At 65.7% G+C, this 18,234-nt stretch carries 21 protein-coding genes; 11 read left to right on the top strand and 10 right to left on the bottom strand.

Annotated elements, in window-relative coordinates:
* Nucleotides 1-448: 448 nt before the first annotated feature.
* The 5 genes from OKA11_RS13945 (at nt 449) to OKA11_RS13925 (ending at nt 2,360) form a co-directional block, all read left to right on the top strand.
* The gene (locus OKA11_RS13945) at nt 449-619 is read left to right on the top strand and encodes a hypothetical protein (protein ID WP_267221261.1); all 171 of its coding nucleotides are present in this window, start codon (nt 449-451) and stop codon (nt 617-619) included.
* 79 nt (nt 620-698) lie between these two features.
* Nucleotides 699-1,115 carry a hypothetical protein gene (locus tag OKA11_RS13940; RefSeq protein ID WP_267221259.1) on the top strand — a complete coding sequence of 139 codons (417 nt, stop codon included), beginning with the start codon at nt 699-701 and terminating at the stop codon, nt 1,113-1,115.
* A gap of 68 nt (nt 1,116-1,183) precedes the next feature.
* On the top strand, nt 1,184-1,375 hold the full coding sequence (locus tag OKA11_RS13935; RefSeq protein WP_086494318.1) for a DUF6771 family protein: 192 nt from the start codon (nt 1,184-1,186) through the stop codon (nt 1,373-1,375).
* Nucleotides 1,376-1,413: 38 nt separating this feature from the next.
* Entirely contained in the window at nt 1,414-2,028 is a 615-nt protein-coding gene (locus OKA11_RS13930) for an NAD-dependent deacylase (RefSeq protein ID WP_267221253.1), read from the top strand.
* Complete coding sequence (locus tag OKA11_RS13925) at nt 2,025-2,360, top strand: GFA family protein (protein ID WP_267221251.1); 336 nt, start codon at nt 2,025-2,027, stop codon at nt 2,358-2,360. The genes OKA11_RS13930 and OKA11_RS13925 overlap by 4 nt, the downstream gene beginning before the upstream one ends.
* Here the strand turns inward: OKA11_RS13925 and OKA11_RS13920 are convergent.
* From OKA11_RS13920 to OKA11_RS13890, 7 genes are all read right to left on the bottom strand, one after another.
* Nucleotides 2,339-3,136: a HesA/MoeB/ThiF family protein gene (locus OKA11_RS13920; RefSeq protein WP_267221249.1), complete on the bottom strand. Its 798-nt coding sequence runs from the start codon at nt 3,134-3,136 to the stop codon at nt 2,339-2,341. The genes OKA11_RS13925 and OKA11_RS13920 overlap by 22 nt on opposite strands.
* Entirely contained in the window at nt 3,133-3,558 is a 426-nt protein-coding gene (locus OKA11_RS13915) for a DUF983 domain-containing protein (RefSeq protein ID WP_267221247.1), read from the bottom strand. The genes OKA11_RS13920 and OKA11_RS13915 overlap by 4 nt, the downstream gene beginning before the upstream one ends.
* Before the next feature lie 110 nt (nt 3,559-3,668).
* Entirely contained in the window at nt 3,669-4,535 is an 867-nt protein-coding gene (locus OKA11_RS13910) for a GGDEF domain-containing protein (RefSeq protein ID WP_267221245.1), read from the bottom strand.
* Between the two features lie 499 nt (nt 4,536-5,034).
* Nucleotides 5,035-6,471 carry a chromosomal replication initiator protein DnaA gene (dnaA, locus tag OKA11_RS13905; protein WP_207079950.1) on the bottom strand — a complete coding sequence of 479 codons (1,437 nt, stop codon included), beginning with the start codon at nt 6,469-6,471 and terminating at the stop codon, nt 5,035-5,037.
* Nucleotides 6,472-7,565: 1,094 nt separating this feature from the next.
* The gene (gene rpsT, locus OKA11_RS13900; protein ID WP_142632045.1) at nt 7,566-7,826 is read right to left on the bottom strand and encodes a 30S ribosomal protein S20; all 261 of its coding nucleotides are present in this window, start codon (nt 7,824-7,826) and stop codon (nt 7,566-7,568) included.
* A gap of 145 nt (nt 7,827-7,971) precedes the next feature.
* Nucleotides 7,972-8,784: a bifunctional DNA-formamidopyrimidine glycosylase/DNA-(apurinic or apyrimidinic site) lyase gene (gene mutM / locus OKA11_RS13895; RefSeq protein WP_267221242.1), complete on the bottom strand. Its 813-nt coding sequence runs from the start codon at nt 8,782-8,784 to the stop codon at nt 7,972-7,974.
* Between the two features lie 78 nt (nt 8,785-8,862).
* The gene (locus OKA11_RS13890) at nt 8,863-10,113 is read right to left on the bottom strand and encodes an acyltransferase family protein (protein ID WP_267221240.1); all 1,251 of its coding nucleotides are present in this window, start codon (nt 10,111-10,113) and stop codon (nt 8,863-8,865) included.
* 223 nt (nt 10,114-10,336) lie between these two features.
* Here OKA11_RS13890 and OKA11_RS13885 point away from each other — a divergent pair, with 223 nt between their 5' ends.
* From OKA11_RS13885 to dut, 5 genes are read left to right on the top strand one after another with little or no spacing between them, the layout of a single operon-like run.
* Nucleotides 10,337-11,068, top strand: coding sequence for a class I SAM-dependent methyltransferase (locus tag OKA11_RS13885; RefSeq protein WP_267221238.1), 732 nt, complete (start codon nt 10,337-10,339; stop codon nt 11,066-11,068).
* A gap of 10 nt (nt 11,069-11,078) precedes the next feature.
* A complete protein-coding gene (ubiB, locus tag OKA11_RS13880; protein ID WP_267221236.1) occupies nt 11,079-12,659 on the top strand; it encodes a 2-polyprenylphenol 6-hydroxylase in 1,581 nt (526 codons plus the stop codon).
* The gene (locus OKA11_RS13875) at nt 12,623-13,840 is read left to right on the top strand and encodes a hypothetical protein (protein WP_267221234.1); all 1,218 of its coding nucleotides are present in this window, start codon (nt 12,623-12,625) and stop codon (nt 13,838-13,840) included. The genes ubiB and OKA11_RS13875 overlap by 37 nt, the downstream gene beginning before the upstream one ends.
* Before the next feature lie 56 nt (nt 13,841-13,896).
* Nucleotides 13,897-15,531: a bifunctional phosphopantothenoylcysteine decarboxylase/phosphopantothenate synthase gene (locus OKA11_RS13870; protein ID WP_267221232.1), complete on the top strand. Its 1,635-nt coding sequence runs from the start codon at nt 13,897-13,899 to the stop codon at nt 15,529-15,531.
* Nucleotides 15,512-15,985: a dUTP diphosphatase gene (dut, locus tag OKA11_RS13865; protein ID WP_142632050.1), complete on the top strand. Its 474-nt coding sequence runs from the start codon at nt 15,512-15,514 to the stop codon at nt 15,983-15,985. The genes OKA11_RS13870 and dut overlap by 20 nt, the downstream gene beginning before the upstream one ends.
* 11 nt (nt 15,986-15,996) lie before the next feature.
* Here dut and OKA11_RS13860 read toward each other — a convergent pair whose 3' ends face one another.
* The 3 genes from OKA11_RS13860 to OKA11_RS13850 all read right to left on the bottom strand — a co-directional run bounded on the left by OKA11_RS13860 (nt 15,997) and on the right by OKA11_RS13850 (nt 17,278).
* A complete protein-coding gene (locus OKA11_RS13860; protein ID WP_267221230.1) occupies nt 15,997-16,176 on the bottom strand; it encodes a hypothetical protein in 180 nt (59 codons plus the stop codon).
* A gap of 93 nt (nt 16,177-16,269) precedes the next feature.
* Complete coding sequence (locus OKA11_RS13855) at nt 16,270-16,437, bottom strand: hypothetical protein (protein ID WP_267221229.1); 168 nt, start codon at nt 16,435-16,437, stop codon at nt 16,270-16,272.
* Between the two features lie 142 nt (nt 16,438-16,579).
* On the bottom strand, nt 16,580-17,278 hold the full coding sequence (locus tag OKA11_RS13850; RefSeq protein ID WP_379489424.1) for a DUF4136 domain-containing protein: 699 nt from the start codon (nt 17,276-17,278) through the stop codon (nt 16,580-16,582).
* A 191-nt stretch (nt 17,279-17,469) separates the two neighbouring features.
* Between OKA11_RS13850 and OKA11_RS13845 the strand changes: the two genes are divergently transcribed.
* Nucleotides 17,470-18,180, top strand: coding sequence for an MOSC domain-containing protein (locus OKA11_RS13845; RefSeq protein WP_267221227.1), 711 nt, complete (start codon nt 17,470-17,472; stop codon nt 18,178-18,180).
* Nucleotides 18,181-18,234: the final 54 nt, after the last annotated feature.

Raw genomic sequence — 18,234 nt, 5'->3', positions numbered from 1 at the left:
GATTGAACAGCTTGCAGACGGGCACGAAGTCCTGTTCGTGCGGCGTGCCCTTGAGAGGCTGTTGCTGATCCCAATTCGCCCGCAAGCGCTGGAAAGTGGCGTCTTGGATCATGTTCTTGAACGTCATCTGTTGGCTCCTTTGTTTGTTGCCAACGGACCCACCTAAAGCCATCTTTCTTGATTGCGATAGAAAAATGCTCTGGTGATATCGACTTCAAGACTCGTTAGTTCAGACTGACAATCTAACCATAAGGAGATTGTTATGTTTAAACCGTGGGAAAAGTGGGTTTTGTTTTTTGGCGCGTTGATTGCTGCAAACAGCTTGTATGAGGTTGCAACCTACGTCCCTCATAATCAGCCTCATGTGATCGCTCAAAAGTAGGCTTTTCTATATCGACGCCTTGAACGACCTGTTTAGATGGACTGGCAGTTACAAAGGAACTGCACCATGCAACAGCTTATTCAGGACGTTACGGAATACCTCGATCTTGACCCCCGCTTTTGGGATAAGACGGACGGCGAGTTTGAATACGGCGATGACCTCGTATTCTTCCGCAAACTGGACGATGTAATCCTGCTCAGCGTCAATGGCGTGATGTATGAGGCACCGCGCTTCTGAGTTGATACTCCGATGCGTTTCATTTTCTTAACCATCACGCGATATGGCCCAGTGGCTCCATTGAACTGGATAGTCACTGATGAAGCCATTTGCCTTGAACGAAACCCACACGTCCGTAAGCGAATCAGCGTTCTTGGCGATCACGATCCTGTCTGAGATAGCCAAGTGGGATGACAGGCGTGTCAGCTACAGTGGCCTTTGGGAAGCGCTGCATGGGGAGCCGCCCAAGCAAGGCAATTACTGGATGAAGGTATTGTCGCCTAAGCTCAGCGACCTGTCTCAATGGTGTTTAGAACATAATTTGCCGCTGATTGGTGCGCTCATAGTCCGAAAAGGCGACAGGCTGCAAAACGAGGCGTCTGTTAAGAATCTATACGATTTCGCTCAGTCCGCTGGCGTTAAAACTGGCCGTGATCCAGTCGCGTTCGTCAATCAGCACGCCGCCATGGCGCAAATGCTCGACATTTCCTTTGTGGCAGAAATCGATCAGGCATAGCGGCCACTATAGCAGCATTCATCGCAAACGCCTTGCCATATGTTCCTGTTTCGTTCCATCATAAGCGCATGGAACGAATCGACCCCCAACAGCTATCAGAGGCCATTCTAACCGCGCCTGCTTGGGCGCGTGTTGGCATCACCATGCCTGACGAGAAGATGCGCGAAAAAGCAGCCGCAGAGCTTGCCCACGCCATCGTTGACCGTCTCGCTGATTACCCTGCCATTCCAGACCCTAACCAACTGAGCCTGTTCAAATAGCCGCAGAATTCTGCCGTTTTTCCAGTCTCGACTTTCTGGTGCGAACTCTACATAACGTGGAAGACGTGGCGACGCCCGAGGCCTTCGCCCGCGATCCCGACCTCGTGCTGCGCTTCTACGACATGCGGCGCGAGGCGATCCAGACCAAGGCGCCCAATGCCGCCCACCTCGCGCTGGCCAGGCTGGACCGCGAGTGGGAGGGCGAGCTGCTGATCGTCACCCAGAACGTGGACGATCTGCACGAGCGGGCAGGGGCCGAGCGCGTGCTCCACATGCACGGCGAACATCTGAATGCCTGGTGCACCGCCTGTGATGCGCGCGTGCCCTGGACCGCGCCGCTGATCGATCGTCCGGCCTGCCCCGAATGCGGAGCGGCGGCGCTCAGGCCCGATATCGTCTGGTTCGGGGAAATGCCCTACCGCATGGACGAAATCTTCGCGGCGCTGGAGCGGGCGGACCTGTTCGTCTCCATCGGCACTTCGGGCGCGGTCTATCCGGCTGCCGGTTTCGTGCGCAACGCGCGCGAGTTCGGGGCGGCGACGCTGGAACTGAACCTCGAACCCTCGCAAGGCACCCTGTGGTTCGACGAGGCGCGCCACGGCCTTGCGACCGAGCTGGTCGCCGCATGGGTGGATGAGGTGCTCGGGGCATGACCCACCGGGGAAGCTGCCACTGCGGCGCCGTCACGCTGGAACTGGCCGATACGCCGCGCGAGGTCTGCGACTGCAACTGCTCGGTCTGCCACCGGCTTGGCACGCTGTGGTCCTATCACCGCCCTGCGACAGTGCGGATCGAGGGCAAGCTCGGTGGCTACCAGACCGGCGAGAAAGTGCTGACCTTCTGGCACTGCCCGCAATGCGGCTGCACCACGCACTGGAGCGCGGTCGATCCGGCGCAGGACCGGATGGGCGTGAACATGCGGCTTTTTTCGCCCGAACTGCTCGCCGGGCTATCGGTCTACAGTTACGACGGCAGATCGGCCTGAACGGGCAGCTCAACGGCGCAGGCCGAACAGCCGGGGTCCTTGGCGATCCGGAGCGGCCGCATCGAGGGGGCCATGCCGTCGATCAGGTGGAGCGTGCCGAACTGCGGCGCGCCCAGCGCCGACTTGCCCGCCAGCAGCACCCGCATTGCATGCATCGCCGCAAACGTGCCGACCATGCCGACCATTGCCCCCAGCACCCCGTCCGCCGCGCAAGTATCGCAGTCCTGCGCATCGAAGGCATCGCCGACAAAACAGCGGTAGCAGGGCTCGCCCGGCAGGTGCCCGGCGAAATTGGCGACCTGGCCCTGGAACCGGCCGATCGCCGCGGTGGTGAGGGGAATGCCGAGATTGACGCAGCAATCCGACACCCGCAGCCGAGTCGCGAAGTTGTCACAGCCGTCGAGTACGACGCTGGCGCCGGAGAGAATCTCTGCCACGTTGTCATCCCCAAGACGCGCTACGTGCGGCAGGACTTCAAGGCCAAGATCAAAGCGCCGCACCCATTCGGCCGCCGCTTCCGCTTTAGGCTTGCCGATATCCGATGGCGCGTAAATCGTCTGGCGTTGCAGGTTGCTGACGTCCACCGTGTCGTCGTCGACCAGCGTCAGGCGTCCTATCCCGGCTGCGGCGAGGTACTGAAGCGCAGGGCTGCCGATCCCGCCGCAGCCGACCAGGACCACATGGGCATCGGCCAGCGCCACCTGACCCGCGCCGCCCACTTCGGGCAGGACGATGTGGCGCGCAAAGCGCGCAAGGCGGTCGGGCGAAAGGGTCATTCCTGGCCTGCCTCTCCGGGTTTGGCGGCAGGGCCTGCTTCCGCCGCAGGCAGGCGTTCCTTCACGAAACCGTGCATGCCGAACCACCACTGGGTGGCAATCACCGCGCCCTTGGCCGGTTGCAGCATCGCCAGCATCATGACCACCGCCAGCGGCACGACGATGGCGAACATGCCCAGCACGCCCATCGCGAAGTCCTTGGAGAGCATGATGATCACCGGCGCCATCAGGTGTCCGGTCACGATCATGGCGATATAGGCCGGGAAGTCGTCGGCGCGCTGGGGCGTCAGGTCGAGCATGCAGGCCGGGCAGCGGTCCAGCGGCTTGAGCCACTTGCGAAACAGCAGGCCCTCGCCGCAGCGCGGGCACCGGCAACGCATGCCGCGCAGCGCGGCCTGGCCGTAAGTGGCGGGAAGCGTCATGATCACAGCGCCTACAGCATCGCGGCCATGCGGGCAAACCGAAGATGCCGCCTGGCGGCGACAGGGATGCCGCCAGGCGGCGGTGGGCTGGTCGCGCCCCGAACCTCCGGTCAGGCGCTTTCGGCCACGTGCACGCGGTTGCGGCCATTGCTCTTGGCGGCATAGAGCGCGGCGTCGGCGCGGTGGGCGGCATCGCCGAGCTGGGCAAAGCTGCGCAGCGTCGCCAGCCCGCAGGAGAAGGTGACCGGCCAGGTATTGCCGGTGCTCTCGGGCCCAAGCAGCGGATCGAGCGCGACATTGGCGCGCAGCCGCTCCATCACCAGCCGCGCCTCGTCGAGCTGGGTATTGGGCAGGAGAACGACAAATTCCTCGCCGCCCCAGCGCGCTGCCATATCGCTGTGGCGCAGCCCGCGCTCGAGCCGCTGGCCTACCGCGCGCAGCAGTGCATCGCCGGCGGCATGGCCGAAGCGGTCGTTGACCGACTTGAAGTGGTCGATGTCGATCATCGCCAGCACCGAATTGCCCTCGCCGATCAGCACGCGTTCCGAAGAATCGAGAAAACCGCGGCGGTTGCGCAGCCCCGTCAGCGGGTCGCGCGCGGCGGCTTCGACCAGTTGCTCGGTGCGGGCCGCGTTGGCCGCGGCCGAAGTGGCAACGGCGGTCAGCAACTGGCCGACCAGATCGTCGCCGCCCTTGGGCACGCGGCCCAGGCACTCCCCGTGCTGGGCCGCGCGCAGCATGGCGGTGGCTTTGCCAACCGGGGCCAGCAGCGCCCGGATCGCGAGCATGCCCAGCACGGTTCCGACCAGCGTGGCGCCGAGCAGGACCAGCAGGGTGCGGATCTGCCACTCGCCGGTCATGGCCTGGACCAGGATGGCGGCGATTAGCGGCAGATGCACTGCGCCAAAACAGACGATGAGGATGCGCCATTCGTAGTGACGCGGAAACAGGAAGGACGTGGCCCGGTAGAAGCGCATGGGGGGATGCTCCTCTCGTGCGGCCGGGACAGGCCCCGGTCACTGCAAGAAGCTATGGGAATACCCTTATTCAAAGTTTAAGAAATCATTTTTCGTCGCATATGCGGCACTTTTTGCCGGTCTTTGGGGTGGCTTGGCGCTTTTCCCGAAAGGTTTGCATCACTCATTACAGTAAATGTTAAATATAGGCGGAGAATTTACTTGGAGATCGATGTGGTCTCTCGGGCGCGCCAGCGGTTGATATTAGCGCCGTCCTCGGGGCGCAAATACGTTTCATAACAGAAGCATGGATTTGCGGGGCAGGGGCAGGGGCGGAGGCCGTGAACCGCCTGCGGCTGCCATGTCCATGGCGCTGAAACGAACCGCGCGCGGGAACCGGATGGTTCCCGCGCGCGGACAGGTGCGACCCTGTGGGCAAGCTGTGGATAAGGCGTGGAGGTCTTGTGGGCTTTGCGTGGACTATCCGGGGACTATCCGGGGATAGCCTGCGGAAGCGGCCTCAGGACTCCAGCTGGCGCAGCAGCGAACGGACGTCGCCGTCCATGTCGGCATCGCGCGTGCGCAGTTCCTCGATCAGGCGCACGGCATGGATCACCGTCGAGTGATCGCGGCCACCGAACTTGCGGCCGATCTCCGGGTAGGAGCGCGGCGTCAGCACCTTGGCGAGGTACATCGCCACCTGGCGCGGACGCACCACCGCGCGGGCGCGGCGCTTCGAGCTCATCTCGGTCCGGTCGATCCGGTAGAACTGGCAGACCGTGCGCTGGATCTCGTCGATCGTGATGCGGCGGCGGTTGGCCGAGAGGATGTCGGTCAGCTGTTCCTCGGCCAGCTGCAGCGACACGGCCTGGCCGGTCAGCTGGGCATAGGCGATCAGCTTGTTGAGGCCGCCGACCAGTTCACGCACGTTGCGGTTGATGGTGCGGGCGAGGAACTCGATGACGTCCGAAGGCACGTCGACCGACGCGAAGCGGCCGAGGCGATTCTGGAGGATCGAGCGGCGCAGTTCGATGTCGGCGGGCTGGATGTCGGCAACCAGGCCCATCGACAGGCGCGAGAGCAGGCGCGGCTCGACGCCGTCGAGCGCCTGGGGCGCACGGTCGGCGGCAAAGACCAGGCGCTTGCCTTCCTGCAGCAGCGCGTCGATCGTGTAGAGCAGCTCTTCCTGCGCCGAGGCCTTGCCGATGATGAACTGGATGTCGTCCACCAGCAGCAGGTCGAAGCCGCGCAGGCGCGACTTGAACTCGATCATCTGGTTCTGGCGCAGCGCCTGGACGAATTCGACCATGAAGCGCTCGGCCGAGCAGTAGAAGATGCGGGCATGGGGGTGGTGCTGGAGATAGGCGTGGCCGATCGCGTGCAGCAGGTGGGTCTTGCCCTGCCCCGTCGCGCCCTTGAGGTAGAGCGGCGAGAACTGCGGCGTTTCGGTGGCGGCCATGCGCTGCGCGGCGTTGCAGGCCAGCACGTTCGACTGGCCGGTCACGAAGCTCGAGAAGGTCTGCGAGGCGTCGATGCCGGCAGGGCCCTGGCCCAGTGCGGCGAAGGCTTCGCCGGCGAGCACGGCCGAGATCGGGTCCGCGCTGCCTTGTGCCGAATCATTGGCGGGAGCGCTGGCCGGACGGGCGCCGCCGCCGCCAAGGCGCAGTTCGGGAAGCTGGCGGCGACCCGGATGCACGAGGACACGCACGTGGCGCACGTCGGGACGGGCGATCTTCCATGCCAGCGAGAGGCGGTCCGCAAAACGGTCCGCGACCCAGTTCGCCGAAAACTCGGTGGGCAGGTAGAGATCGAGCGTGCCGGTTTCCTTGCAGTAGTTGCCCGGCTGGATCGGCTTGATCCACTGGCTGTGGGCCTGCTGCCCCAGATCCTTGCGTAAACCCTGGCTGATGTCCGCCCAGTCGGCCGCCAGATTCACGGCTTCCTGATCCTCTTCCATCACCAACTTTACCGCCTTCGATTTTTTGCTCACGCCGTTAGCGCCCTGACCTGCTGTACCTGACATTAAACCAACCCCCCTTGTTGGCTGCTGCCCCGAACGGGCCCTCGCGCAACCGGAAATGGTCCATCGCCAATTGTTACGTTTACAAACGTAAAGATGCCCCAGCCGCAAACGCATGTTTGCAGCAGATGCTTCGTCGCTGTCGATGTTCCCCGGCCGGTTCCGCAACGGCCGAGGACCCTTTTAGAAACGGGTTTGGTTGTGGTGCAATATGCCACTCCCCAAATAAAAAAAATTATGCCTGTTGACTCGGGCGGGAGTGCCCAAAATCCGTCATGAATGGATTTTATCCTGCAAATTCATGAACTTGAATTGAGGACGCCATGAGGCGCCACGCGAATCGCGAGGTTTCTGCCGTTTCAATGGATTGGCGTTCCCGCGCGCAGCCGAGCGGCGCCGGAGCCGACCGGGGGCGGCTCCGACTTCGTTCTTGTTCCGTACCTTACGGTGCGGATCGCCGGGGCGATCGGACCCCGTCCGGCGCTGCGACTCGCATGCGATTCGCCCCTGATTCCGAGTCCCGGCAAGCACCGGGCGGGCCTGGAGCGAATCGAATGGCGGCTGCCGCTCGCTCCGTTCCGGCGCCTGCTGCACCGCGGCATATCCCGCGTCCCGGCAAGCCGTGGGTCCGGCATCGCTTGCCGTCAACGGGCAGCCGGAACGCGGCAGGGCGCGGGTAGCGGGAAAGGCGGTGGAACCGTCGGACCGGGATGCGGGGGCATCCTGCGACGATTCGGGCGAGTCGGAACAGCTTGCGGGCGGTCGGCGGTGCAGCGCGGCCATGACCGAAGCTGTGGCCCTGGCTTTCGCTTTCGCTAGCGCCGGGGCCTGGGTCCGTCTCGAAAGGCGGATTCAGGCCTTGGCGGCGCATGCCGTCCGAACGGGGCGTTCCCGAAAGACAGGTCTTCGGGCCCTGAAATGCCATCGGCCCAAGCTTTCCGTCCGATTCTTCGCCGTGAAGCGAAAATTCCGGACGGCAGCTTGGGCCGAAGCATCAGTCCCGCCGCGAAGGCTGGACTGTCAGGCCGGGCTCAGAGAGCCGAGACAGCCTTGGTCAGGCGCGAGAACTTGCGCGCTGCGGTGTTCTTGTGAAGCACGCCGCGGGCAACGCCGCGGGCCAGCTCGGGCTGGGCTTCCTTGAGCGCGGCCGAAGCAGCGGTCTTGTCACCACCGGCGATCGCGGCTTCGACCTTCTTCACGAAGGTACGGATGCGGCTGACGCGGTTGGTATTGATCTCGGCGCGGCGCTCGTTGCGACGGATGCGCTTGCGGGCTTGCGGCGTATTGGCCATCGAATTTCCTCTGTCTGGCCCCCCACACAGCGGTGATGGCGGCCCAATGCCTAACGAATCTGCTTGGCGAGCGGACTCGCCGGAAAGCGCGCCCCTTAGCGGTGTGACGCTATTCCGTCAACCCGCGAGGCGCCTCCGAAACCGCCTATTTCTGGCATTTCGGGCACCAGAACGTGCTGCGTCCACCCTGGACGAAGCGCCGAACGGTGCCGCCACATAGGCAAGGCTGGCCTTCGCGTCCATAGACCTGCCACGAAGTCGCGAAATAGCCCAGTTCTCCGCTAGGTTGCGCGTAGTCGCGGATTGTCGAGCCGCCCGCCGCGATCGATTCGGACAGCACCTCGCGAATCGCCGGGACCAGTTTTTCGAGCGCGGGCAGGGTGACGCGGCCCGCTTCCTTGTCCGGCCGGATTGCGGAGCGGAACAAGGCCTCGCAGACGTAGATATTGCCGAGTCCGGCGACCACCTGCTGATCGAGCAGCATCTGCTTGATCGGAGCGATTCGCCCGGCGAAATGAGTCTTGAGATGGGCCGCCGTAAGCCCTTCTCCCAGCGGTTCCGGGCCGAGCGCGGCGAACGGTCCCCACGAGTCGAGCGTGGCGGTGGGCGCCAGGTCCACCGAACCGAAGCGGCGCGCATCGTTGAGCGCGAGGATATGGCCCGATCCGGTCTCGATCACGAGGTGGTCGTGCTTCTCCGGTTTTTCGGGTTCGATTCGCCAGCGGCCGGACATGCCGAGGTGGAACACCATGGTCTGGTCGCGGTCGGTATGGATGAGGCCGTATTTGGCGCGCCGGCCCATCGCGGTGACACGCGCGCCGGTCATGACCTGCACGAGGTCGGGCGGGAACGGGCGGCGCAGGTCCGCGCGGTTCAGGGTGACGCGGGCGATCCGCTCGCCCTCGAGATAGCGGGCAAGGCCGCGAACGGTGGTTTCGACTTCTGGAAGCTCTGGCATCGTGCGCGAGAGATAGGGCTTCAGGGCCTGAAGGAAAAGCGGAGCCGTGGCGGAGCGATGTTCCTTCGTTTTGTCCCCTCAAGCCGTCAGCGGAGCGCTTTCCGCTGATTCGCCGCTCACACGTTCAGGAGCCGGTGCGGGTTTCGAGCGCTTGGGGAAGAAGCGCGCGGGCAGGCGGCGCTTGAGGGCGAGGGCATGCTGCTCGATCATGTGCCACGAGAAGGCGGCGAACGCGCAGGTGATCACGAGGCCGGTCGTCAGCAGCAGATAGCGGTGGCCCACGAAAGTTCCCGGGAAGGCTGCAACGAGCGCCTGGCAGATCGGAAAGCCGTAGAGGTAGATCCCGTAGGAATAGTCCCCGCGGCTGATCAGCGGCAGGCGCGGTACCGCGACCACGCCCATGAAGGCCATGCAGTAGGTGACCGGGATCGGCGCGATGAAGGCGGTCCATTTCGACAGCAGCAGGGCGTAGCTCAGCGCGGCGGCAGCGACGAACAGCAGCCAGTGCGCGGGCAGGTGATGGCGCCAGTGGAACAGCAGCACCCCGGTGAAGAAGTAGAAAGTGATGGCGATAGGCGAGAGGATGCCCGCCGTGATTGCAAAGCCGGTGGCGAGACTGGCAGTGACAAGGGCAATCGCCGCGCAGGCATAGACCGCGGTGAAGAGCCGTCGGTCGTAGATCACGCCCGAGATCATCAGCAGGGCGGTGAGGAAATAGCAGTCGAATTCGCTGGGGAGCGTCCAGAGGTTGGCGTTGACGATGTGCTTCACCGGATTGCCCGCAAAGACGCCGGGCAAGTCGAAGCTGATCCAGCCGACCATGTTGCCGAGATAGCGCCAGAACAGCGGGTCCGAATAATAGCTGACGACAGGAAGCGTCGTCAGCAAGGCGCCCAGCACGACGGCACAGAGGGCGGTTTCGACCACCAGTGCGGGAAAGATGCGAAGGAAGCGGAAGGCGAGGAACGTGCTGGTGGCGCGCAGCCGCAGGGCACTGGCGATAACCAGAAAGCCGCTGAGCGCGAAGAACAGCGGCACGGCGGCGACATGGAAGGGGCGCGTCCAGCCCGAGAAGCCGTCTGCAATGGGGGCGGCAGCGGTGCTGGCCGCATCGGCCGCTGCGGCGCCGGCGATCGCGGCGACGCCCGCGACCGAACTGTGTCCGCCGGCAACCCACAGCGCATGGCCATAGAAGATGTAGAGGGCGAGGCCGATCCGCAGAAGATCGAAGCCGGGGCCGATGCCGCGATACCGGTCCAGGGCCTGGCCGATGGTTTCCCCCCGTCCGGTCTTGTCGTCTCGTCCGATTCCAAGCAGGGTGTTGATCACGCAGATCTCCTTGGTGGTCGGCGGCAGGAGCCCGGCCAACCCTCGGCGGAAAGCTTAGCGGATTGTTGCCGAGCGCCTGCGGAAGAATGATCCATTTCGGTCCAGCTATGGACGTTCACTTCGCACTTGCGGTGCCGGGAATGGGCGGGGCGAGGGGCGCATCGATGCACTGGGACATTCAAGCCCCTTTGCGCGGACGACAATCCGGCCTAAGGCGTGCCGCATGAGCGAAACGGTTTCCTTCGGCTACGAAGAAGTCAGCCCCGAAGAGAAGGAAGGGCGCGTCGGCGCCGTCTTCTCCAGTGTCGCACGCAAGTACGACGTGATGAACGATGCCATGTCCGTGGGCATGCACCGTCTCTGGAAGGACAAGTTCGTCCGCCGTGTGAAGCCGCACCGCGACGAGCAGATCCTCGACATGGCGGGCGGCACGGGCGACATCGCCTTCCGCATGGCCGCGCAGGGCGCCTCGGTCACCGTGTCGGACATCAACCAGGACATGCTCGACGTCGGCGTCGAGCGCGCGATGGAGCGCGGCATCGACGGCCTCGTCTGGTCGCGCCAGAACGCCGAGGAACTCTCGTTCCCCGCCCGTCACTTCGATGCCTACACGATCGCCTTCGGCATCCGTAACGTCACCCATATCGACAAGGCGCTGGCCGAGGCGCACCGCGTGCTGAAGTACGGCGGCCGCTTCTTCTGCCTCGAATTCTCGACCACCGAGTGGCCCGGCTTCAAGGAAGTCTACGACGCCTATTCGCACCGTCTGGTGCCCAAGATCGGCCAGGCCATCGCGGGCGACGCCGAATCGTATCGCTATCTGATCGAATCGATCCGCCGCTTCCCGACGATGCCCGAATTCGAGAAGATGATCCGCGCGGCCGGCTTCAAGCACACCAAGGTCGAACCGATCATGGGCGGCCTCGTCGCGATTCACTCGGGCTGGAAGGTCTGAGACTTACACCGTGACCGGATCGACCACGCATATCCTGCGGCTCCTGAAGTGGGGCCGCGTTCTCGCGCGCCATGGGGCGCTGCGCGGGATCGAGAATGACCGCAACGCCCCGGTACAGGTCAAGCGCCTGTGCCGGATTGCCCGCTTCGGTGCGCGCCAGCCGGTCGAGCCCGACTATGCCGGTGCGTTTCAGGAAATCGGCCCGGCGGCGATCAAGCTGGGGCAGGCGCTGGCCACCCGGCCCGACCTCGTCGGCGAAGGGCCCGCGCGCAACCTGCTGACCTTGCAGGACAGCCTGCCGCCGGTCGCCTTCTCCGAAATCCGCAGGGTGATCGAGACCAGCTTCGGGCGTCCGCTCGAACAGGTCTACACCTCGATCGAGGAGCAGCCGGTCGGCGCCGCCTCGATCGCGCAGGTCCACCGCGCGGTGACGCCGGACGGGCGCACGGTCGCGGTCAAGGTGCTGCGCCCCGGCATTCGCGAGCAGTTTGCCGAGGACGTCGAGACGTACGAATGGGCCGCCGCGCACCTCGAGGCGCTGGGCGGCGAGGCGACCCGCCTGCGCCCGCGCGCGGTCGTCGCCAATCTCAAGCGCTGGACCCTGCGGGAGCTGGACTTGCGCCGCGAGGCCGCATCGGCGTCGGAACTCGCCGAAGTCATGCACGGCATTCACGGCTACCGCGTGCCCGGCATCGACTGGGACCGCACCAATGGCCAGGTGCTGACGGTCGAGTGGATCGGCGCCACCAAGATGAGCGACATCGCCGCGCTCAAGGCGGCGGGCCACGACCTGCCCAAGCTGGCGCGCAAGCTGGTGCTGACTTTCCTCACCCAGGCGATTTCCTGCGGCTTCTTCCATGCCGACATGCACCAGGGCAACCTGTTCGTGGAAGGCAGCGGGGAAGAGGGGGCGACGATCGTCGCCATCGACTTCGGCATCATGGGCCGGATCAACCGGCAGGCGCGGCTGTGGCTGGCGGAAATCCTCTACGGCCTCACCACCGGCAATTACCGCCGCGTCGCCGAGATCCATTTCGAGGCGCAGTACGTGCCCAGCTACCACACGGTGGAAGAGTTCGCGACCGCGCTGCGCGCCGTGGGCGAGCCGATGCGCGGCAAGCCGGTGTCCGAACTCTCGGTCGGGCAGATGCTCGACGGGCTCTTCGCGATCACTCGCGATTTCGACATGGCGGTGCAGCCGCACCTGCTGCTGCTGCAGAAGACCATGGTCATGGTCGAGGGGCTGGCGACCGCGCTCGATCCCGACATCAACATGTGGGACGTCGCCGCGCCTTTCGTGAAAAGCTGGATCCGCGACGAACTCGGCCCCGAGGCGGTGATCGCCGACCGCCTGCGCGAAGACCTCGGCACCCTGTTCCGCCTGCCCGCGCTGGTGCGGCGGATCGAGGAGAAGTTCCCGGCCAAGGGCGGGGCGCCCGAACAGGCGCCGCTGCCCGAAGTCGACCTAATCTGGTCCCCCGGCCGCGAGCGTAAACCTCAAAGTAACCATTGGGCGGGTTATGCTCTGGCGGCAATCCTGGGGGGCGGTGCTGCATGGGCGTTGACGTACTGGACACTGCTGGCGCACTGAGCGTGCCGGCCGGCAGCACTGCGGAGGCCGCCGCGCCTGCTGCGGCGGGCGCTGCGCTGGTGTTTGCAGCCTGGCCGGTCTGGTTCGCGCGTCTGGTCCTGGCGCTTCTCGCCGCGTTCCTGGTGGCCTCGGCCCTGGTGCCGGTCGCCAAGCCGGGCAGTCGCTCGCCGTGGTCCGGCCCGGTCGAAGGGCCGATCCCGGCAGCCGGTAAACCCGGCGCCGCGGCCAAGCCCTACGACGAGGACATCGCGCTTTACGAAGCGGCCATCGCCCGCATCGCCCGAGGTGAGGCCTATTACGACTTCATCGTTCCCGAGCAGCGCGCGCGCGACTATCCGGTGAACCCGGCCATTGCCGTGCGCCTGCCGACCCTCGCCTATCTCGATGCCTGGCTCGGCACGGCGGGGCAGATCGCGGCCGCCATCGCGCTGATGCTGGCCATCATCGCGGCGTGGTGGCGCAAGCTGCGCGAGGCGGGAGTCTCGCCGCGGCTGGCCCGGATGGCGACGGCGCTGGTCTTCGTGGGGGCATCGCTGGGGCTCAACCGCCATTATTTTCCGCTGCACGAACTCTGGGCGGGCGGGCTGATCGCGCTGGCCTTCGGGCTCCACCGCATCGGCGCGCGAGGCCAGGGCGGCCGCTGGCACGGCGCCTTCGCCGCCGCCGCGCTGGCGCTGGCGATCCGCGAGCATACGCTGCCCTTTGTCCTGCTGCTTACGGTGACCGCGCTGTGGCAGCGCAACTGGCGCGAGGCGGCGGCATGGTCGGCCCTGGTGGCGGTGTTCCTTGCCGCGCTCGCCTGGCACGTGTCGCTGGTCTCGTCGCAAGTCTTGCCGAGCGATCCGCACTCCGCGCCCTGGCTGGTGCTGCGCGGCCTCTCCGGCTGGCTGGGCAATGTGGTCCAGTCGAGCAACTTGCGCTGGTTGCCGCACTGGCTGTCGGGCCCGGCGGTGATCCTGATGACGTTCGGCTGGCTGGGGTGGAACCGCAGGGAAGGGCTCTTCGCCTTCCTGCTGGCGGCGGGCTACGGGGTGCTGTTCATGGCAGCGGGGCGCTGGGACAATTTCTACTGGGGGGCGATGCTGGCGCCGGTGATCTTTGCCGGTATCGCCTTTGCGCCGCGTGCGCTCTCGGGGCTTGTGGTTGCCGCGAGGATACCCAATTCTCCGGTGAAACCCTGACTTGCCCTGTCTAAACTGATTGCGCGCCCATGAACGCTGTTGCACAAGCCCGGACCATGAGTGGTCCCCGTATTCTCCTGGTCGTCGGCGGCGGCATCGCTGCCTACAAGGCCTGCGAACTCGTGCGCCATATCCGCAAGGAAGGCGGCGAGGTGACTTGCGTGCTGACCGAGGGCGGATCGCACTTCGTCACCCCGATGGCGCTGGCGGCGCTGTCGGAGCGGCCGGTCTTCACCTCGCTCTGGGACCTCAAGAACGAGGTCGAGATGGGCCATATCCAGCTCAGCCGGGAGGCTGACCTGGTGGTGGTCTGCCCGGCGACGGCGGACCTCATGGCCAAGATGGCCTCGGGCATTGCCGATGACCTCGCCACCACGATGATGCTGGCCACCGACAAGCCGGTCATGGCCGTGCCGGCGATGAACGTGCGCATGTGGCAGCACCCGGCGACCATGCGCAACGTGCAGATCCTGCGCGAGGCAGGCGTTGACGTGATGGAGCCCGACGAGGGCACGATGGCCTGCGGCGAATTCGGCCCCGGCCGCCTGCCCGATCCCATCGCGATCTGGCAGCGCATCGCCTGGGCGCTCGGGCTGGGGCCGGTGGAAGTGGCCCCGCTGCCGGGGGCTATGCCCGCTTTGCCGCAGTCGGAGGCCTATCCCGAAGTCGGCCTCGATCTTGCCGATCCGTTCCCCTGGCAGCCGCAGTTCGCCGCGCCCGAACCCGAGCCGAGCGCCGAGGAAGCACCGTCGGACAGCTTCGGTCTGGGCGGCCTCAGCGGTTCGATGATCAGCCGGGGCCTGCAGAAGGCCAAGAAGGCGATCAGCTTCGCCGCCGAGGACGGAGCCATTGCCGATCCGCTTGGCGGCGGCGGGGCGATTGCCGATCCGGCCGCGGGCCTGCTGATCGCGCGCAAGGGCGCCGCGCGCTCTGCGCCGCCGACCGATCCGGCGGCGATCAACCACACCGTCTCTCCGGCTCCGGCGCCGCAGCCGTTCGGCGGCGCGGCGTTTGGTGCGGCGCCGTTCGAGAAGCCGGCCAACGGCGCGCTCTCGGGCCGCCATGTGCTGGTGACCGCAGGCCCGACCTGGGAGCCGATCGATCCGGTGCGCTACATCGCCAACCGTTCTTCCGGCAAGCAGGGCTTTGCGATTGCCGCCGCCGCCGCTGCCGCCGGTGCGCGGGTCACGCTGGTGGCCGGGCCCGTCCATCTGCCGACCCCGCCGGGGGTCGACCGGGTCGACGTCGAAAGCGCGCAGCAGATGGCCGATGCGGTGAAGCAGGCGCTGCCCGCCGATATCGGCGTGATGGTGGCCGCCGTGGCAGACTGGCGCACGATCAGCGTTGCCAAGGACAAGCTCAAGAAGCGCGGCTCGGCTCCGCCGGCGCTGCTGCTGACCGAAAATCCCGACATTCTCGCCAGCGTTGCCGCGCGGCCCGACCGGCCGCCGCTGCTGATCGGCTTTGCCGCCGAGACCGAGGACGTGATCCGCTACGCCAAGGAAAAGCGCAAGCGCAAGGGCGCGGACTGGATCATTGCCAACGACGTTTCCGGCGATGTCATGGGCGGTGACGTCAATGCCGTTCATATCGTGCGCGGCGACGATGTGATTTCTCTTCCCGAAATGCCCAAGGAGGAGGTCGCGCGCCTCCTCGTCGAAAGGTTCGCAGATGCACTCCCCCGCCACTGAAATCCCGGTTGCCGTCAAGATCCTTCCCCACGGTGAAGGCCTGCCGCTGCCGGCTTACGCCACCGACGGCGCGGCGGGCATGGATGCGGTCTCGGCCGAGGACGTGACGCTGGCCCCCGGCGGCCGCCATGCGGTGGCCACCGGCCTTGCCATGGCGATCCCGGCAGGCTTCGAGATCCAGGTGCGCCCGCGCTCGGGCCTGGCGCTCAAGCACGGCATTTCGGTGCCCAATGCGCCCGGCACCATCGATTCCGACTATCGCGGTGAACTGAAGGTCATCCTCATCAACCACGGGGCCGAGCCTTTCGAGATCCGCCGCGGCGACCGCGTGGCGCAGCTTGTCCTCGCCCCCGTCACCCGCGCCTCGTGGCTGCAGGTCGAGGAGCTTGACGAGACGCTGCGCGGCGAAGGCGGGTTCGGTTCGACCGGCGGCGTGGTCGCGCTGGGGAACTGACTGTTTTCGGGTCAGGCGCCTGAAAGGGCGCCGGACCACCACAGGATCAGCACGAGGGCGGCAGCCAGCAGCAGGAGCGCGACGAGACAGCCGTTGCAGCCCCATTTGCGGTGAACGCTGTCCGCCGTGTCGATGGCGTCGACGGCATCGGCGGCAAGACTGATGGCATCGGCAACATGATCGAGAGGCATGCTCCCATCTCTGGACAGCGGGGCGTGTTTTCAAGGTGATGCGATGAAATATCAGTCGCTTGCGAGAATTTGACGGTCGCGCTCCGCGCCGGCTCAATCCTTGCGGTCGATTCGCGAGCGCTTCTCGCGGTGTCGCCTGAACCCGTACCAGCCCACCGCGCCCAGCCCGAAGATCGCAGCCAGGCCTTTGGCAAGGAACGAGAAGGCCGATGTCAGCGCTCCGATGGTCACCCCCCAGAAGAGCTGCGACATGATGGCCATGAAGGTGTTCATTGGTTCCGGGCTATAACGGCGGCGCTCCTGCGGAGATACCCCATATAGCGCAAGACGGGCCCGCCGGTTGCCCGGCGAGCCCGTCTCCTGCTGGCCCCCGCCTTGCAGCGGAGCGCGCAGATCCGTCAGGTCACTTCTTTTCCGGCGCCACCGAGATGCGCAGCGTCTCGCCCGAGTTGCCCGGGAAGTCGGTGAACATCGCCTCGACCAGGTTCGGCACGAGGTACTGCAGGCGGTTCGAGGTCGAGACCGCTTCGGCCTTGCCTTCGAACAGGCGCTGGTTGTCGGCCGCGCGGTCGATCTTCAGCGAGATGCCGCTGGTGAACACGGTGTAGCTGTCGACACCACCGTCGAAGAAGGGATCATACCAGCCATAGGACCAGGGGCCGCCCCAGCGCGCGCCGTAGAAGCCGCGGCCGTAATAACCGCGACCATAGAAGCCGCCGCCGTACCACGGGCCCCACATGCCGCCCATGCCGGGCGAGGAGCGCACGCGTTCGCGGCCATTGTCGACGCCGTAGTCGAAGCGCACGATCAGCGTGGCCTTGGCGGGATCGTCGACCGGGGTGTAGCCGAGCTTGGCCACGCGGTCGCGCACCAGCGCGGCATAAGTCGCGAATTCGAGGCCGCCGGCCAGCTTCGGATCGTCGGCGACGACGGCAAAGCTCTGGCCCTGCGGGGCCGGCAACTGCGACTGGAAGCGCGATACGTCGGCCTTGAACGGGGTGGCGCATGCAGCAAGCGCCATGAGCAGGACGGCGACTGCCGCGATCCTCAGCTTGCCGAAATGCGTTCCGGGGCCGAAATCCGTTCCGGAATTGTCTGTCATTGGTCTTACTCCATGAACCCGACAGGCCCGAAACGCCCTTCCCAAGCGCGGCCTGTGATTCCTTGCGACTCTGCCTTATTATCAATGCCCTGAATAGCGGTTGAATAGTGGCACAACTGTGATGGATCGTGGCCCCGTTCATCCGCCGCTCATGGCCCCGGAACACCGACCCCATGTAGGAGCGCGATGTCATGTCCACCAGCCCCCCGATCGTCGACCGCGTGGCGATTCGCTCGCTCCAGTGCGGGCAGGTGCGCCCGTTTCGCGGGCCGGAGGAACCCAGCGCCATCGCCAAGCAGCCGGTGGCGGGGGCGGTGCGGGTCCATCTGTTGGGGCTGGAAGGTGATGCCCAGGCCGATCTCTCGGTCCACGGCGGCCCGGATAAGGCGATCCACCACTATCCGCACGACCACTATGCCTTCTGGCGTGAACAGCTGGGCGACCACCCCCTGCTCGCGGACTACGGCGCCTTCGGGGAGAACATCGCGACCGAGGGGCTGACCGAGGAGGCGGTCTGCATCGGCGACCGCTGGCGGCTGGGCACGGCGCTGGTGGAAGTGAGCCAGGGGCGCCAGCCATGCTGGAAGCTCGATCACCGCTTCGGCGGCGTGCCGATCAATGCGGGCGTGGTGCGTTCGCGCCGGGCGGGCTGGTACTACCGGGTGATCGAGGAAGGCGAGGTGACCGCCGGGGATACCATGGCCCTTGCCGCGCGGCCCTGGCCGGACTGGAGCGTGCGGCGGGTCTTCGGCCTGCTGATCGCGGGCGAGTACAAGCAGGACCGTGCGGGGCTGGAAGCGCTGGGAGAGGTGTCCGAACTCGCGGCGCCTTGGCAGCTGCGGCGCGCGAAGCTGCTGGAGATGCCAGGCCGTAAACTCATGAACGGCACCATCGAGGTTTGAGGCAAAATGGTTCAGCGTGAGGAAGGAAGGCGACGGAATATGTCGATATTTCCA

Origin of the sequence: Novosphingobium clariflavum (assembly GCF_026420865.1) — a bacterium.
In the GTDB taxonomy this organism is placed as follows: Bacteria; Pseudomonadota; Alphaproteobacteria; order Sphingomonadales; family Sphingomonadaceae; genus Novosphingobium; species Novosphingobium clariflavum.
Note: the sequence above shows the minus strand (reverse complement) of the source record. Positions and strands in the feature narration are given on the sequence as shown.

Bases quoted from the DNA above. Each gene is read 5' to 3' on its own strand.
- OKA11_RS13945 (WP_267221261.1), top strand. From the start codon at position 449: ATGCAACAGCTTATTCAGGACGTTACGGAATACCTCGATCTTGACCCC.
- OKA11_RS13940 (WP_267221259.1), top strand. From the start codon at position 699: ATGAAGCCATTTGCCTTGAACGAAACCCACACGTCCGTAAGCGAATCA.
- OKA11_RS13935 (WP_086494318.1), top strand. From the start codon at position 1,184: ATGGAACGAATCGACCCCCAACAGCTATCAGAGGCCATTCTAACCGCG.
- OKA11_RS13925 (WP_267221251.1), top strand. From the start codon at position 2,025: ATGACCCACCGGGGAAGCTGCCACTGCGGCGCCGTCACGCTGGAACTG.
- OKA11_RS13920 (WP_267221249.1), bottom strand. From the start codon at position 3,136: ATGACCCTTTCGCCCGACCGCCTTGCGCGCTTTGCGCGCCACATCGTC.
- OKA11_RS13915 (WP_267221247.1), bottom strand. From the start codon at position 3,558: ATGACGCTTCCCGCCACTTACGGCCAGGCCGCGCTGCGCGGCATGCGT.
- OKA11_RS13910 (WP_267221245.1), bottom strand. From the start codon at position 4,535: ATGCGCTTCTACCGGGCCACGTCCTTCCTGTTTCCGCGTCACTACGAA.
- dnaA (WP_207079950.1), bottom strand. From the start codon at position 6,471: ATGGAAGAGGATCAGGAAGCCGTGAATCTGGCGGCCGACTGGGCGGAC.
- rpsT (WP_142632045.1), bottom strand. From the start codon at position 7,826: ATGGCCAATACGCCGCAAGCCCGCAAGCGCATCCGTCGCAACGAGCGC.
- mutM (WP_267221242.1), bottom strand. From the start codon at position 8,784: ATGCCAGAGCTTCCAGAAGTCGAAACCACCGTTCGCGGCCTTGCCCGC.
- OKA11_RS13885 (WP_267221238.1), top strand. From the start codon at position 10,337: ATGAGCGAAACGGTTTCCTTCGGCTACGAAGAAGTCAGCCCCGAAGAG.
- OKA11_RS13875 (WP_267221234.1), top strand. From the start codon at position 12,623: ATGGGCGTTGACGTACTGGACACTGCTGGCGCACTGAGCGTGCCGGCC.
- OKA11_RS13870 (WP_267221232.1), top strand. From the start codon at position 13,897: ATGAGTGGTCCCCGTATTCTCCTGGTCGTCGGCGGCGGCATCGCTGCC.
- dut (WP_142632050.1), top strand. From the start codon at position 15,512: ATGCACTCCCCCGCCACTGAAATCCCGGTTGCCGTCAAGATCCTTCCC.
- OKA11_RS13860 (WP_267221230.1), bottom strand. From the start codon at position 16,176: ATGCCTCTCGATCATGTTGCCGATGCCATCAGTCTTGCCGCCGATGCC.
- OKA11_RS13855 (WP_267221229.1), bottom strand. From the start codon at position 16,437: ATGGCCATCATGTCGCAGCTCTTCTGGGGGGTGACCATCGGAGCGCTG.
- OKA11_RS13850 (WP_379489424.1), bottom strand. From the start codon at position 17,278: ATGACAGACAATTCCGGAACGGATTTCGGCCCCGGAACGCATTTCGGC.
- OKA11_RS13845 (WP_267221227.1), top strand. From the start codon at position 17,470: ATGTCCACCAGCCCCCCGATCGTCGACCGCGTGGCGATTCGCTCGCTC.